The sequence below is a fragment of the Chitinophaga terrae (ex Kim and Jung 2007) genome, from assembly GCF_900107795.1.
Lineage (GTDB): Bacteria > Bacteroidota > Bacteroidia > Chitinophagales > Chitinophagaceae > Chitinophaga > Chitinophaga terrae.
The window spans coordinates 113,460-129,095 of sequence record NZ_FNRL01000018.1; the positions used below are offsets into that span (position 1 = coordinate 113,460).

The 15,636-nt window shown below is 46.6% G+C and carries 10 protein-coding genes; 2 read left to right on the forward strand and 8 right to left on the reverse strand.

Annotation, left to right across the window (positions count from 1 at the left end; all coding sequences use genetic code 11):
* Positions 1-14: 14 nt before the first annotated feature.
* The 5 genes from BLV62_RS18580 to BLV62_RS18605 all read right to left on the reverse strand — a co-directional run bounded on the left by BLV62_RS18580 (position 15) and on the right by BLV62_RS18605 (position 9,409).
* Complete coding sequence (locus BLV62_RS18580) at positions 15-836, reverse strand: alpha/beta hydrolase (RefSeq protein WP_168927903.1); 822 nt, start codon at positions 834-836, stop codon at positions 15-17.
* Entirely contained in the window at positions 833-2,794 is a 1,962-nt protein-coding gene (locus BLV62_RS18585) for an NPCBM/NEW2 domain-containing protein (RefSeq protein ID WP_089763463.1), read from the reverse strand. The genes BLV62_RS18580 and BLV62_RS18585 overlap by 4 nt, the downstream gene beginning before the upstream one ends.
* A 1-nt stretch (position 2,795) precedes the next feature.
* Positions 2,796-4,682 (reverse strand): RagB/SusD family nutrient uptake outer membrane protein, encoded by a 1,887-nt coding sequence (locus tag BLV62_RS18590; RefSeq protein ID WP_089763464.1) that lies wholly within the window; start codon positions 4,680-4,682, stop codon positions 2,796-2,798.
* Between the two features lie 31 nt (positions 4,683-4,713).
* Complete coding sequence (locus tag BLV62_RS18595; protein ID WP_168927904.1) at positions 4,714-7,890, reverse strand: SusC/RagA family TonB-linked outer membrane protein; 3,177 nt, start codon at positions 7,888-7,890, stop codon at positions 4,714-4,716.
* 709 nt (positions 7,891-8,599) lie between these two features.
* The gene (locus tag BLV62_RS18605) at positions 8,600-9,409 is read right to left on the reverse strand and encodes a hypothetical protein (RefSeq protein ID WP_089763467.1); all 810 of its coding nucleotides are present in this window, start codon (positions 9,407-9,409) and stop codon (positions 8,600-8,602) included.
* A 280-nt stretch (positions 9,410-9,689) separates the two neighbouring features.
* On the opposite strand from BLV62_RS18605, the gene BLV62_RS18610 reads away from it, so the two are divergent.
* Positions 9,690-12,086 carry an FdhF/YdeP family oxidoreductase gene (locus BLV62_RS18610; RefSeq protein WP_089763468.1) on the forward strand — a complete coding sequence of 799 codons (2,397 nt, stop codon included), beginning with the start codon at positions 9,690-9,692 and terminating at the stop codon, positions 12,084-12,086.
* Between the two features lie 77 nt (positions 12,087-12,163).
* Here BLV62_RS18610 and BLV62_RS18615 read toward each other — a convergent pair whose 3' ends face one another.
* Entirely contained in the window at positions 12,164-12,664 is a 501-nt protein-coding gene (locus BLV62_RS18615; RefSeq protein WP_089763469.1) for a DUF4199 domain-containing protein, read from the reverse strand.
* Between the two features lie 782 nt (positions 12,665-13,446).
* Here BLV62_RS18615 and BLV62_RS18625 point away from each other — a divergent pair.
* The gene (locus tag BLV62_RS18625; RefSeq protein ID WP_089763471.1) at positions 13,447-13,920 is read left to right on the forward strand and encodes an RDD family protein; all 474 of its coding nucleotides are present in this window, start codon (positions 13,447-13,449) and stop codon (positions 13,918-13,920) included.
* A 595-nt stretch (positions 13,921-14,515) separates the two neighbouring features.
* On the opposite strand, the gene BLV62_RS28815 is transcribed toward BLV62_RS18625, so the two are convergent.
* Both BLV62_RS28815 and BLV62_RS18630 read right to left on the reverse strand, forming a co-directional pair.
* Positions 14,516-14,647: a hypothetical protein gene (locus BLV62_RS28815; protein WP_258522437.1), complete on the reverse strand. Its 132-nt coding sequence runs from the start codon at positions 14,645-14,647 to the stop codon at positions 14,516-14,518.
* A gap of 742 nt (positions 14,648-15,389) precedes the next feature.
* Positions 15,390-15,636, reverse strand: a 247-nt coding sequence (locus tag BLV62_RS18630; RefSeq protein WP_139170266.1) for an integrase core domain-containing protein, incomplete at its 5' end; no start/stop codon positions are given.

Consider the following 15,636-nt stretch of genomic DNA (forward strand, 5'->3'; position numbering starts at 1 on the left):
TCAATTATGCCCGGCTACCTGGACTGCAACCACTTTTTTAAAGCTGCCGTCCACTCCGTTTTATAGAGAAAATTATCATTCAGCGCCCAGCCATGGCCACCCTTGGGATATATATGCAACTCTGCCGGCACGTTCTTTTTATGCAATGCTTCATAATAAAGAACGCTGTTCAGGGATGATACTGTTTTATCGTCGTCACTTGCCACGATAAAGGCAGGAGGATTTGTTGCAGCTACCTGTTGCTCGTTGGAGTATTCCCTGACCAGTGCAGCATCAGGGTTTGCGCCTAACAACTCTTTGCGGGAGCCGGGATGGGTCAGCCCTTCTTCCATGGAAATAACCGGGTATAAAAGAACCTGGAAAGCGGGGCGTTCATCGGCGTTGGCATGCGTACTTAGCGTGGCTGCAAGATGCCCGCCGGCCGAAGAACCCATTATGCCTATTTTATTTTTGTTGATATGCCATTCCGCCGCATGTTCCTTTACCAGTTGCATGGCTCGCCTGGCATCGCTCAACGGTACGCCGCTGCGGCCTTTGGGCAAACGGTATTGCAGCACGATCAGCGCAATACCCTGTTCGTTGAAATAGGAAGCGAAGCGGGTTCCTTCCTTTATCATCTCCAGGTAAGAATACCCGCCGCCAGGACAGGCGATTACGGCCATCCCGTTTCCCCCGGCGGGAAGAAATACTTTTACAAGGGCATTGTTGTAATCTTCTGTACCGGCCTTTTCGGGCCACAGCGGCAATTCTATGCTTTGCTGCGCCCGGGCGGCATTAACGTATATGCTTGCCAGTAATAACAAGGCAAGCATCTGTAAGCGGTTATTGGTTTTCATTTTTTGTCAACAGCTTTTAGTTTCAGGAACAACACCCCATGCGCAGGCACCGGCGATGAATAACTTTTGCCTGCAATGGCAAGATCCTTTTGCCGCCAAACATCACGTATGGCCTGGCTGCCTTTTATATCCAGTTGTTCCCAGTTAACGGTTATCTCCTGCCGGTTATCGGATAGATTGAATAACCCAACAGCCAGGGAACCATCCTGCAACGGTTTAGCCCATATTTCAATTCCCTTGTTCCTGTCGGCAAACCTCCTTTTCCCCTGGATTCCCAGCGGGTCCTGGTCTATAGCAATTACTTCGTTGTTGGTAAGCAGTCGTAACGTAAAGCTATCTACCTGGTTCAGATCGCAGCCGATGAGTAATGGAGCGGCAAGTAAACTCCAGAGCGTAACATGGGTATATTGTTCATCGGGCGACAACCTGGTAGGATGGATATCTTTCCCCCAACCAACATTTCCTGCAACCAGCATATCCGGGTCGTTCCAGCTGCCTGGCCGTGCGTAAGGCTGCCACCTGTTCTGCATGAAGCCGATAGTGGTCATACTGCACCAGGAGTCGTGAATATCTCCTGTTGTGCGCCATGCGTTGGTAAGATTAGCCCAGTCCGGCGCCAGCTCAAACGGCGCGGCGTTGGAAATGCTGTAAACAATATCCCTCCCCGACTGGCGCAGCAGGTAGGTAAGTTCCGCCGTGTGTGCAATGTCGTTAGTTACCCAATCGTATTTCACATAATCGAATCCCCAGTCGGCCCATTGCTGCACGTCGTTCCTGGCAAAAGAAAATGTGCCGTACCGGCGGGCGGAGTTGATCACTTTACCGTCGCGGGTATCGGCGCTCCCCCCTGTAAACCCTGCATAGGTCTGTACCCAGGGAGAAGAATAAATGCCGATCTTCAATCCTTTACTATGTACATAATCTACCAATGCTTTCATGTCCGGGAACTTCTCATTAGGCATGATGGCATTGTATTTACCGCCACGCTGCCCCTGCCAGCCATCGTCTATATTAATATAGGCGTAGCCGTAGTCAGGGAGTCCCAATTTTACCATGGCATCGGCCATATCCCTTATTTTCTGGTCGCTGATGGCAGCGCCGACTACATTCCAGCTGTTCCATCCCATGGGCGGTGTAAGGGCTATTTTTTCTCCCACCACTATGGCGAGTTCCCTGGTATCTGTACCGTAGCTGTTCTCTGCGCTGACAGATACGCGGTAAGTACCGTTCTTCACAGCCTTGCCGGTGATAATGCCTGTGCGGCTATCGATACTGAGTCCCTCCGGCAGGCCGGTTGCCTTTACAGTAACAGGCCGCTCGCCCGATAATGGAACGCGGAACAGGAAAGGATTTCCCGCCCGCGTTCCATAGATATAAGGCGCATTGATAACAGGTTTTTTAGGAGCGGCAGGCGTAGTTATATATGCCTGCTCCCGGGGCCGGCTTATCGACACCGGGTCGGCGCCCGCTACTTCAAAGCTGGCGTCTACCCAGTCGGCACGGTCTCCCGCGATCCCGTCTCCCGTATGATCAACATGCAGGATAAGAGACCTGATTCCTTTTGTCGTTACTTTCAATGGTTTCGCTTTTTCGTTCGCGCGCATAACACCGCTACGCCATAGTACGCGACCATCGCCGATTACGGAGAATTCAGCGCTGGCCTGTTCCAGTTCATGCGCCGGGGCAGAATCATCAATCCCTACACGGGCGCTGAAAGAAACAGTCTTTCCATCCAGCTGTATCCTGAATACGCTTTCGGCATGTGTACCAACACCCCTGCTAAATTTCTCACCGGAGACAGACAGGGGTGTTTTCCACATTGATTGATTCGCAATTGCCTGGCCTGCCGATTGATCTACCTTACTTAAATCCAGTTCATCGAGCCATACCTGGCGCCTGTTGGGTCTAAATCCTGTTACGAGTACTGTCAGCAGAACCAATGCAATTCCCTTATTCATACTAATAGCCTTTATTCTGCACACAATTGGCATTCCTGTCTATTTCCGGCTGGTAGATAGGCAGCGCGTACTGATCATCAGTATTCCAGGTGATAGCCCCTGCCCTGCTCTTTTCATATACTTTTGCTTCGTTCTTTCCGAGTCCCCATCTTCTTACATTAAACCACCACTTTGCTTCCCCGAAAGTTTCGGCCCAGGTTTCGTAATACAGCGAGTTAAGCGCGAGCTGGTCCTGGAAAGAAGGATCAGCGGCATTAGGGTTCAATTGTGCTTTGGTTATCTTAGAACCGGATGCCACTGCATTGTAATCAACGCCCGGTTGGTTAGATCCTTCCCAGGCCCTGCGATGCACCCTGTTGATGTAATCCAGCGCATTTGCATCAGTATTGCTGCCGCTGAGTTTCCAGTAGCACTCTGCCAGTTGCAGGTATACCTCCGCCAGGCGGGTAAAGTAGAAGTCGGCGCCATGCATGCGCGGGTTCTGGCTGGCCTGCATATCATACAGGTTGAATTTGCGGAGCGACCAACCATGTTTGATCACATCACTGCTCTGCTTGGCGTTCATCTGGTACTCCGTTTCCGTACCGGCTCCGTAAGGCAGGATGGCTACTTTAGCGGTATTGTTCATTACAGAATCTACCCATGGCTGGTAAGCGCTAACCCATAAACGCGGATCAGGATCGGTAGCATAACGTTTCAGCGTTTTCATATGCTGGCAGGAGTCGATATACGATGTTTCAACGGTGCGTCCCGGGGTTCCGAGCCCTTTCATTACCGGGTAATATTGTTGAGGGAAACCGAAACGACCCAGGTTCCTGTCGTGCATGAACATGTTTCCATAACCCGGGGTAGCGCCGCCAGGAGCGCCGTTGTCGTAGAACGGCGTAATAAGAAGGCTCACAGCCGACGCCGTTGACGGTCCCGCCATGGCATTGTCGCCGGATCTTACGATGGTAACCTGGTGCAGTGCTTCCGTATTGTTAATCTCGTTGCTGGCGTATTGAGGATTGCCGTTCCACATGTTATAATAATCCTGGAACTTCATCAGCGATTTGCCGGAGTTATTTACAATGTCCAGGAACGCATCACGGGCTTCGCTCCAGCGTTCTTCATACATCAGTACGCGACCTAACAAAGCTTCCGCTGCATAGTAGTCGATACGGCCTTTATCAGCGCCTGCCCAGGTTTTCTTAGCCCCGGTTGCAGGATCTGTTAACTGGCCCATTGCTTTCTGCAGATCCGCTATAACATAATCCCAGCATTGTTTCACCGTACTGCGGGGACGCATTTCATCCGTACGGTCGCCGATCTTGATATCAGAAGTGAACAGGATCACACCGGGATTGGTATTATCCCCGTTGTTCTTCACCACTACTTCCTGGGCGTAAAGGTTCATCAGGAAATAGTAATGCCATGCCCGCAGGTAATAGGCTTCGCCCAGCTTATACCGGAGGGCCAGCGTATCGCTTGCCGATAAGCTGTTACCTTTCTTTTGCTTGAAATTAGGAACGATCTGGTCGATGAATGTTCTTGCCTGCTGCACACCCCTGTATAGGCCACGCCATTGCGCTCCTGCATAGCTGTTGCCGGAATTGACATGCAACACCTGCAACTCGTTCCATTCGCTGGTTCCCAGCCAGGCCACATCGCCCGTATGATCTATATTATAAAAAAATCTTCCTAACCCCATAAACCCGAACAGCTCAACGCTATGAATATTGGCATAGGGAGAATTAAGGAAGTAATCTACCTGCGCCATTGTTTCCGGGAAGATCTCCGGGTTCAATACGTTGTAGGGTTTAGACTCGTCTACAAACTCCTTCTTACATCCGAAAAGCGAAATGCTTAAACCAAGGATGGCGGAAAGTTTTATGATGCTGCGTTTCATTAATAATAATTTTTCTGTTTAAAAGAATCGATTAGAATCCGAATTCAAGTCCGAAAGAATGAATCCTTGTTTTCGGATACACTTCAGCGGAAATAATACCCTGGGCCAGGGCGCTGGAATTGGCGCCGGAGAAGCCCACTTCAGGATCTACGTTTTTCGCTTTGGTGATCACGAACAAATTCTGGCCGCTGTAATACACTCTCAGGTGCCTTACTTTCAGGCGGTTCAACACTTTTTCAGGAAGGTTGTAGCCGATCTGCAAATTCTGCAGGCGCAGGAAAGATCCTTTCTGGATATGATAATCAGAGATCCTTTTATAGTTGCCGTTAGGGTCGTACTGGAAAGAGTTATTGGCATAATATCCAAACCTTGGCTGGTTGGTCAGCCCGTTTCCATACATGAAGGAGCTGTTGAATACCTGCGCAGTTGTATTGAAGTCGTTGTAAATACTCTGGTAGTATCCGTCCATTCCATTATATATGTCGTTGCCATATACGCCGTTAAAGAAAGCGGCGAGGTCAAAGTTTTGATATGACAGGCCAATGTTGAAACCGTAGGTCATTTTAGGAAGCGGGTTGCCGATGATGGTCCTGTCCTGGTCGTTGATCACTCCATCGCCGTTCAGGTCTTCATACCAGATGTCGCCGGGGCCGGAACCTGCGGCATACCAGTATGCCGCGCCTTTGCTTTGCGCATTCGCATTAAGCTCGTCCATTGTTTTCTGATCAGGGATCAGGCCTTTGGTTTTAAATCCGTAGAATTGGGAAATAGGCGCATTGAGTTGCGTACGGGCAACGATACCAGACCAGTATTCGCCTGCGGAACCTGCATCTATAGGCAGTTTCTCGCCGCCGAACGACAGTATCCTGTTGCGGTTGAAAGCAGCGTTAAAACCAACTTCTACTCCCAGTTTTCCAAAATTCTCTTTGTAGTTGACAGCGAATTCAAAACCGGTATTCCTCATTTTACCCAGGTTCATATCCAGTATGTAGGAATCGGAAGCGTTATGGCCATTGGTCATACCTGCGCTTGGGGGCAGGCTGCGCTGGTACAGCATATCTTTTGTATCACGGATGTAGTAATCCAAAGTTGCATTCAGTTTGTTGTTGAAGAGTCCTATATCCGCACCTACGTTGAAGGTGGTAACAGTTTCCCAGTGAATGTTCTGGTTGGCTACGCGGCCAATACCCCAGCCGCTCACAGCGCCGGTTCCCGGCAGTTCGTTGAACTGGGTTTTGTCGTAGTTGGCAAGAGATGGAATATATACATAGCTGCCAACGCCGTCGTTACCCAGGCTGCCGTAAGTAGTGCGCAGCTTCAGGTCAGACAATGCCTTGAACTTATCTTTCAGCCAGGGTTCTTCCGTGATCCTCCAGCCTGCGGCAGCAGACGGGAAGTTGCCTGTGCGGTAGCTTGGTGCAAAACGGTCGCTGATATCCTGGCGGAGATTGGCTTCGAAGAGATATTTATTCTTATAGGTATAGTTTACTTTTCCGAAATAGCTCAGCATGCGCGAGCTGCCGTAGTTCATATCGGACGACCGGCCGCTGGTGTTGCCGGGAACATTGCTCAGGGCGGAAGATTCGGAGAAGCCGACAGGGAACGCATCCGGGATCGCAGGTACGGAGTAAGCGGAGCTAACTGCGTAGATAGACCCTGAAAGGTCGTCGGACGATGATTTTCTTGCCTCGGTACCTACCAGCGCTTTGATCTCATGATCGCCCAGTTTCTTGCTGTATGACGCAACGAGGTTGCCCACGTAGGCCATAGACAAATTGCTTTGTTTCCTCAGGTTGTCTTGCGGCTGGTTGGATTGACCGGAAACATACCATTTGGCTTCGAACTGGCGGGCCATACTATTGGTAAGATCGGCGCCTCCTGTGGCGCGTATATGCAGGTCGTTTACCGGTTCTACATCTATATAAATATTACCTTCTGTTTCCAGGGCATTGTATCTCCTGTCGGTAGTATTCACATAGGCGGCCCAGTTACCTCCGTTGTAATTACCGGCAGCAGGCAATCCGCCCCAGGAACCATCCGGGTTTTTAGGCCTCATCAGGGGCGAAGACCTGAAAGGCAGCGCATAGGCGTTTAACGCATTACCGGTGATCACAGGCGGGTTGTCGGAATAGGAATAGAGATTCAGGCGTTCTCCCACTTTCACTCTTTTGCCCAGGTCGTAATCGCTGTTTACCCGCAGGCTGTATCTTTCAGACCAGGAGTTGATCACGATACCGTCTACACGCCTGTAACCGGCGGAAATATAATAGTTCTGTTTTTCGCTGCCCCCGCTTACAGAAGCATTGTAGTTCTGTTCTTTACCGGTACGATAGAGGTAATCTACCCAGTCGGTGTTTACAGATTCGTCCCAACCGCTGGCGGCAGGAGTAATAGCAGCCCATGCTTTTTTGTATTCAGGCGTACCAAGGAGTTTAGGCAGGAAGGTACCTTGAGAAAATCCCTGGGTAAGAGAGATATCTACATTGGTCCTTTCTTTACGGGAACCTTTTTTAGTAGTAATGAGAATAACGCCCCCTGCGGCCCTGGCGCCATAGATAGCGGCAGAAGAAGCATCGCGAAGCACCTGGATGTTTTCGATATCGCGCGGGTTGATATTGAAGCCGGTGTTACCGATGGCTGGTACGCCGTCGATCACATATAAAGGCGACATACCACGAATGTTGCCGACACCCCTGATCACTACAGTACCGGTAGAACGGGGATCCCCGCTGGCGCTGGTTACCTGTACGCCGGCTGCACGGCCCTGGAGCATGGCTCCCACGCCTGTAACGGCCATTTTCGACAGCTCTTTTGTTTCGATAGAAGAAACGGCGCCTAAGAGGTTTGCTTTCTTCTGGGCGCTGTAGCCGATCACCACGATGTCTTTCAATTGTTTTGATGCAGCGGTCAATACTACGCGCAGGTTGGTAGTGGGGCTGCTAACGGTGATCGTCTGGTCGTCGAAGCCCACATTGCGAACTACCAGCGTTACAGGGAGCCTGGCGACTTTAAGCGAAAAATGTCCGTTCATATCGGTAGCGATACCGTTGGTAGTACCGCTTTCGATCACGGATGCACCGGGTACCGGTTCGTTCTGGTCGGAGACTACCAGCCCTTTTATTACCGTGCCTTGTGAAGCAGGGTCCTGTGCTTTTGCGATAAACGCCATCATAAGCAGTATAATGCTTAAGAATTTGTGCATTTTCATATGCTTGCAATAAGTTTTTTTGTTTAGAAACATGTATAGGAATAGTGGAGGCCTGCGCCTGCGGGCCTTCTGAATGCATGACAATACCAATTTTGGTTGTGAAATCCCTGGCAGTATCAGGTCAGCATACTGGTCATTGACCGACGTTCGTGTTTATCATGAACGGATGAAAAGATTGCTGCCTGGTTGGTTGATGACCATATTTTAAATCTCAGGCCGGGTAACCCGGTGTGTGGAGAAATAATGGTAACGGGACAGGTGCGCCCCAAAGCACGTAAAATTGTTAGCTTTTTCATATACGTAGAACTTGAGATTAGATGGACTCAGTTGTTGTTTCCAAAAATATCACCTGGCGGCAGCAGGGAACAAATTAAACGGGAAAAAAAGCCGGAACAAAGTGAAAACAAAGTGCGAATAAAATTTTAACTACTTGATTATCAATATAATAATAATGCAAATAAAACATCATTAAAATAACAATCTAAAACCTTTATTTTAAATTTTATTTATCAGGAAGGCGAGATAAGTATGAAACCGGCACTTCTTTTCCGGCCAAATGAATAGCATAACTATCCGGAAAATGGAATGAGGGGGGATGACTTGAAGTGTTGGGAAATGATACTCTTATTATATTATATGGAGTAAGTATAGAAGAGAGAGGATGACGGAAGAGGATCTGGAATCACTTCCGTCATCGCCCGGAAATATGTTAGCGTTTGCATTGTTTGATCAACCAGCGGGTGAGCGCATCGGCCGCCTGTAGGTTTTCATAATCGGCAGACAGCAACTTGCCGTTTACATATTCGTTGTAGAACCAGGGATCGCCTACCGCAAACACGGTTCCTTTACCGACCCTGGATACAGCCATGATAACATGCTCTCCGTCTTTATACACAGCCCGGGCGGGCGCTTTCAGGGTGAGCGACGACAATTCCTTTATATATACCTTTTTTATGCCTGCAAAGATCTCGTGACCGGCAGGGATCATAAACGCTCCCTGTTCAAAATGGCGCCCCTGTACCCTATTCCGGCTATCGCCATTAAAATGGATACCAAATTTTTCCGCCAGGATATTGAAGTGGTCAAATTCTGCATTCAGGCTATCGTTTTCCAACATTACCAATACGCCGCCGGCCTTCACCCAGTTGTAAATCGCCTCTGCGTCTTTATTGTTCATGTAATTGGGCGATGGGTTTTCCTTGTCGGTGTCCGGGTCTACTATTATATAGATGTCGGTATTACTTAGGTTTTTCTTTGTTGGCGCTTCCAGCAGGCTGTCGGTTTGTACGCCATACTTATTAAAGATCTTGCCCCAATAAGAAAAGCCTCCGTTATCCTGCTCATCCCAGATGTAATGCCAGCGTACCAGGTTGCCGGCTTCGTCTTTCTTATGTTCGTTGTTGTAATAGTAGTCGAGCGTTACCCGCTTCCCGCGGCCTTCCTGAGTTTGAGCTGAGGTTCGGGAAACGGTGCAAATAAGTAACAGGTATATAACAATGTTTAGTGGAATCCTGATCATAGCTGTTGTTTAGGGTTTCAAAACTAAACATTCTGTTGCGATAATTATAGTGATTTGTTGGCAGGACATTTTTGCACCTCTATCAAAACATTACCCTGCTGTGGCCATCCGCATCTTTATCAACTTTTATCTTTAACTTTATTTATGATGGTCATTAGCCGATAGTTGAAACGACAAAACACTGCAGGGCATTCCATATGCCTTGGTATCATCGGGCAATTTTAAGGAATACCCCGGTCAAATGAAGATCAGCATTTTGGATTGTCAATAAATTTATTTTATGCAAGATCAGGGCAACCAGCTTCCAAAAACGGCGAGACAATTTCCGGGAAACGAACCCGATGCCGAAAATCCTTTTAAACTCCTGGATCTCCGGGTCACCCCTCCAAAAACATGGGCCGCAGGCGTACCTGCTGTAATGGCTGCCATGAAAGATCTTGTAGAAGAGAAAACATTTTTCAGGGGAAATTTTGCCTTACTGAAAATGAACCAGTTTAAGGGTTTCGACTGCCCCAGCTGCGCATGGCCAGACCCTGACGACGAGCGCTCCCCTATAGCCGAATACTGCGAGAACGGGGCAAAGGCGTTGGCTGAAGAAGCTACCACAAAAAAACTCACCGCAGAATTCTTCAAAAAAAATTCGGTCGTTGATCTTGCAAAATTAGATGACTACCAGATCGGCAAACTGGGAAGGCTCACCGAACCTATGTACCTGCCGGCAGGCGCCACACATTACCAGCCTGTCAGCTGGGAGCAGGCGTTTGAGAAAATTGCAGCGCATCTGAACGCGCTGGCGTCCCCGGACGAAGCAGCATTCTATACATCCGGCAGAACCAGCAATGAAGCGTCCTTCGTGTACCAGCTTTTTGCAAAAGAGTTTGGTACCAACAATATGCCCGACTGTTCCAATATGTGCCATGAAACGTCCGGCTCGGCCCTGCGCCCTACCATTGGCATCGGTAAGGGAACGGTGAAGCTGGAAGATTTTTATGATACAGATGTAATCGTGATCATAGGGCAAAATCCGGGTACCAATGCCCCAAGAATGATGAGCGCCCTCGCAAAGGGAAAGAAAAATGGAGCTAAGATCATTGCCATCAATCCTTTACCGGAAGCGGGATTAATGGGTTTCCGCAATCCGCAGGCCGTATCAGGCGTTTTGGGGGATGGAGAAAGACTAGCGGACCTTTATCTGCCTGTCAAAATAAACGGGGATATGGCGCTTTTAAAAGCCATCGAACTATTGTTGCTTGAATTTGAGAAGAAGTCGCCGGGCGAAATATTGAACCAGGATTTTATCAGGGAGAAGACAGTAGGCTATGAGGAGTTTGTGAAGCAATTCGAAAAGTACGATCTTAATACCCTCGCAACAGAAGCAGGAATTACCCCTGCCGCTATTGTTGAAGCGGCGCAGATACTGGCCTCCAAAAAGCGTATCATTGTCTGCTGGGGCATGGGCCTTACCCAACAGCCGAATGGAGTGGACATGATCCGGGAGATCCTGAACATTTTACTATTGAAGGGAAGCATGGGCATCCCGGGTGGCGGCGTATGCCCGGTAAGAGGACATAGCAATGTACAAGGCAACCGGACCATGCTGATCGATGAAAAACCAACGGATGAACAGTTAGACCGCCTCGAAAAATTTTATGGTTTCAAAATGCCGCGCAAGCATGGGTATGATGTTGTAAGAGCTATTAAAGCCATGCACGAAGAGAAGGTAAAAGTGCTTTTCTGTATGGGCGGCAACTTCCTCTCGGCGACGCCGGATACAACCTATACCGCCAATGCCTTACGCAGGCTCAATTTGCTGGTATGCGTTTCTACAAAACTAAACCGGGGCCACCTGGTTCACGGAAAAGAAGCGCTTATTCTTCCTACCTACGGACGAAGCGATAAAGATATTGTAAACGGGGAAGTGCAAATGATATCTACTGAGAACTCAATGGGCGTAGTGCAGCATTCAAAGGGAGTGCTGGACCCGGTATCCGACAAGCTTATTAATGAAGCCCGGATCGTTTGCCGGATGGCTATGGCTACTTTAGGTGGCCGTGCGGTCGTGAACTGGCAGCGCTATCACGATAGCTACGATGCAATAAGAGACGATATTGAACAATGTATCCCTGGTTTTGAAAACTACAATAAACGTATTCGGGAAAAAGGCGGCTTTTACCTCCCCAATGCAGCGCGCGATGAGCAGCGGTTTGCAGCGCAGTACGATTATCGTGCACCCTTTACAATGACGGAACTGCCAGACAACCGGCTGGAAGATGACGAATACATGATGGCTACAACCCGTACCCACGACCAGTTTAACACTACCATTTATGGCCTGGACGATCGCTATAGGGGCGTACACAATGAGCGGCGCGTAATATTTATGAACCAGCACGACATCGATAAAGCCGGCTTCAAAGCAGGCGACAAAGTAGATCTCTTCAACTACGACGATGGCATTGAACGGGTTGCTCCTTTATTTGTTATTGTCGCCTATCCTGTCCCTGAAAAAAATACTGTTACCTATTTCCCGGAAACCAATGTGCTTGTGTCGGTAAATAACGTGGTAAAGGAGAGTAATATGCCGGCGTCGAAGTATGTAAAGATCAAAGTTAGGAGACATAGTCCGGAGGTATTTAAGAAAGTGGATGAAATGCTTTATAGGGGAGAAATGCAGTAATTATTGCTAATCATATAACTCCTGTCGTGTTGCCGATACAGAATATACGCTAAAAGATTCGTTGACGTTAATAGCTGTTATACTTGGGAATGCTGACTTTGCGGTTTCTTTTGCGCAACTGCCGCACCTATCAGCGACGCTATCGCCCCGAAGAATAAATTAAAGACAATGCCTCCCACGACCACGAACACCATGAAGAATTTTTGGGTAAAATTAATGCCTTGTTCGATCTGTTCTTGCGGAACACCTTTCTTTTCCATTTCTATCCGGGATACCTCAAGAGCTTTTTCCTGTATGTCTGGAAATATGAGCAGCATGATAACGGAGAAAATAATGGTAACCACTGTAATGATCAACGTGGCTTTAAACCCGCTCATAAAAACGTTGCCAAACGTTACATTACCCTCGTTGATCTTCGAGTAATTGAGACAGGTAATGATAATGCCGACAAACATGATGGCAAGGCCAATCCATTGGGTCCATTTTTCCTGATTGAGGTTCAGTATGTAAAAGAGAACAGATAATACAACTATTATCAGGCTGATGATCATGCCATACTGTACATAGTTTTTGTTCATATGTGGTAGTTTGTTTGGATGATAGACTTATCGAGTAATTACTGTTGTTTTATCTTTTTTCAACCAGTCACTAATACCAGTAGTTAGGTAATTTTTTAACAAGAAAAAGCTGTAGATGAGAAATAAAGCGATAAGCTTTACCAGCACAAGTATAGATCAAGTTATTGGAATGACCAAACCACAGAAGAAATTTATTATTGCAAATAATTAACCCGGCAGACATTTAACGATGTAGCTGCCGGGTTGTTTTTTTCAAGGTATAAAATAAGATACCGGTTTTGTTCGCTTTTTATTATTTAACTCACTTGGAGGTATGCGGCAACATAAACCGCCATTTGATAAGCCTGCATGTCTTTATAACGGATATGTTCCTCTGGGCCATCCAGCGGGCGGGGCATAGCGGCATTTTCAGCAGCCGAGTTTTTTCTTTTGCCTCATTTTAAGATAAAAAAAGGCGGTATACTTAGCACAGCGGGTAATATAGTTTTCAAGTGGCCCTTTTAGCTTTATTTTGCAAAAAAATATCAACCGTATATACATTTAATATTCTATACGATCGTTTGTTCTTATTTATCTAAACGACCGATGCATGCCATTACCACCCATACCTGCCGTCAGTCATTTGGTACAAAGGAATTCTTAGCCGGTGCTCCCGTAGAATTGATTATGAAGATTAGCGGTCATAAAAGCCTACGGGATTTTTACAAGTATATCAGGATTATCCCGGAAGAGGCAGGGTTAAAGCTTTTTCTTATTTTTGCGTCAAGTAAATTTTTATCCCTATGGAATCAATCGAAAAATCAATCTTTGAAGAAGAGGTAGACCTTGTGCAGGCTTCTTCTGGCAAACGGTTGGCCAATTACCTCATAGACCTGCTGGGGTTTTATGTGTTCTTATTTTCTTTCTGGACGGTTATAGTATCACTTTCTTCTACGATGATGGAGTTTGCTGTTTATCTTGAGGAGAATAGGCTGCTCGATAGGTTAATTAGCCTTGTTATGTATGGTTTATACATGGGAGTATTGGAAATGCTTATGAAAGGCAGGTCATTCGGGAAATTCATCACCGGTACTGCAGTGACGACAGAGGAGGGGACAGTGCCATCTGCCCAAACGTTATTTTTAAGGGGTATCGCCAGGTCTGTGCCGTTTGAAGTGCTAAGTGCGTTGGGTAACCCAAGTTATCCGTGGCACGACAAATGGACTCAAACATTGGTGATAAATCTGAAAAGGTCAACACTCAAATCTGAATATTAACAACACGATTAATTGGTTTTCCCATGGTTTTCCTTTACCTGAATATACGGTTTTATTGACAAAGGGAAAACTATGCACTATTACTTAGCTTTCACAGAGTTGCCTATATCCATATTTTACCAAAATAGTCAAATGAAAATCACCAGATAACTATTGTTTCTGAAAATTTACATTTGGATAACTCTCCCTCCCTTAGAAGTATCTCATTGATAAGGTGAAACTCTGCACTTCGACTTGACTTACTTTCATAGTCCAGTTGTTTTAGGTGCTGATTTTGCAATTTTGTTTGGTTCTTTTTGTATCGGTTTGGTTTCCTAAAACCCTTTACGGATAAGCATCTACCAGAAAAAAGGATACAGTAAACTTAGAATTTTTTACTGTATCCTTTTTTGTATCTGTTCTGATTCGTTTTTTATGATTTATCTTTTTATCATAAAAACAGAAAAGCCGCGTAAATCCAACGATTCAAGCGGCTTTAATTTCCTTTGATATTCTTCCAGTGATACCTATGGTACAAAACTCGAACCTTTTCATGTTTGATTTACGAAAATTGGCGGAAATAACCTGAATCTGTAAAGATTGGCTGAAATACCCCTCACCTGATCTCCAGACAGTCCTGCGGTTCAAGGTACAGCGTTATGGCGCTCATGGAGAATACCTGACCAGCCAACAGGTCCATTATTTCACTCTTGGTGTGGTTGGGTTCTTCTGGAGCTAATACCTTCACCGTTCATTTAGCATTAGAAAGTTGCCCTCCTCAGTTCTCTATTTTTACAATTGACTCTGAAAGTTAAATTTTTCGTTATTTAATTTGTATATATTTGACATTATTTGTCAAGACAATATTTTTATGCCGATGGCTTACTGCCTGCTGTGGAATTACAACGCTTCACTAATAACAGAGGGTTTCAAAATAGGCTTTTCCATTCATTAAATGCCGCTGCCATACCATCATTCCATTTGACCCAACTACGGTAATTGTTGTCCTTTGCGAACGCTTCAGACTTCTCGTGTAACAGCCTGCTTCTAGTTATTAACTCATGTTGAAGTATACTGATCGACTTCTCAGTATTTTCATCAAGGGTATGCAGAAACTTTGTCCACGAGATCGAAAACTTCGCTTATGGATATTTCAGGTTGTCGGAAGTGGACACAAAGGATTATACGGTACAGTAGATACCATAAGAGAGGCCATTTTCAACCGGGAGATTACAGGAGACCTGTTAATCTATCAGGTCGCGGTCTTTCAAAAAGTCAAAGATCAATTTATCAACCGCAGAGATTTTGTCTTTATCAGCATACTTTAACCATTCGAAACTTTCTATTTCGGAACATGCCTTTAATGCTCCGGTGTAATCCGCTGTGTAGCAGGTCATCTTAACATACACACCATCCGGATGTCGGCTTCCCGAAATTAAGACTGTGTAATTTTACAAAATTCTCTTCAAATTAACCTAAACCTAAATACCCTAACACGCCTGTTTATCGCTTTCAAAATTGGATAGAGCAGCATATTCTGTTGGTGGCATATTTCCAAGACTGTCATGTGGCCTGTGATTGTTATAATCATCCATCCATTGCCAGGTAACTTCCCTCACTTCGTCCAATGTGTCAAACAGGTAGCAGTCCAACACATTATCACGGTAAGTACCGTTCAATCTTTCCACGAAACCGTTCTGCGTGGGCTTTCCGGGCTGGATATATAAAAATTCGATG

Coding starts and splice junctions, on each gene's coding strand:
- BLV62_RS18580 (WP_168927903.1), bottom strand. CDS start 836: ATGAAAACCAATAACCGCTTACAGATGCTTGCCTTGTTATTACTGGCA.
- BLV62_RS18585 (WP_089763463.1), bottom strand. CDS start 2,794: ATGAATAAGGGAATTGCATTGGTTCTGCTGACAGTACTCGTAACAGGA.
- BLV62_RS18590 (WP_089763464.1), bottom strand. CDS start 4,682: ATGAAACGCAGCATCATAAAACTTTCCGCCATCCTTGGTTTAAGCATT.
- BLV62_RS18595 (WP_168927904.1), bottom strand. CDS start 7,890: ATGAAAATGCACAAATTCTTAAGCATTATACTGCTTATGATGGCGTTT.
- BLV62_RS18605 (WP_089763467.1), bottom strand. CDS start 9,409: ATGATCAGGATTCCACTAAACATTGTTATATACCTGTTACTTATTTGC.
- BLV62_RS18610 (WP_089763468.1), top strand. CDS start 9,690: ATGCAAGATCAGGGCAACCAGCTTCCAAAAACGGCGAGACAATTTCCG.
- BLV62_RS18615 (WP_089763469.1), bottom strand. CDS start 12,664: ATGAACAAAAACTATGTACAGTATGGCATGATCATCAGCCTGATAATA.
- BLV62_RS18625 (WP_089763471.1), top strand. CDS start 13,447: ATGGAATCAATCGAAAAATCAATCTTTGAAGAAGAGGTAGACCTTGTG.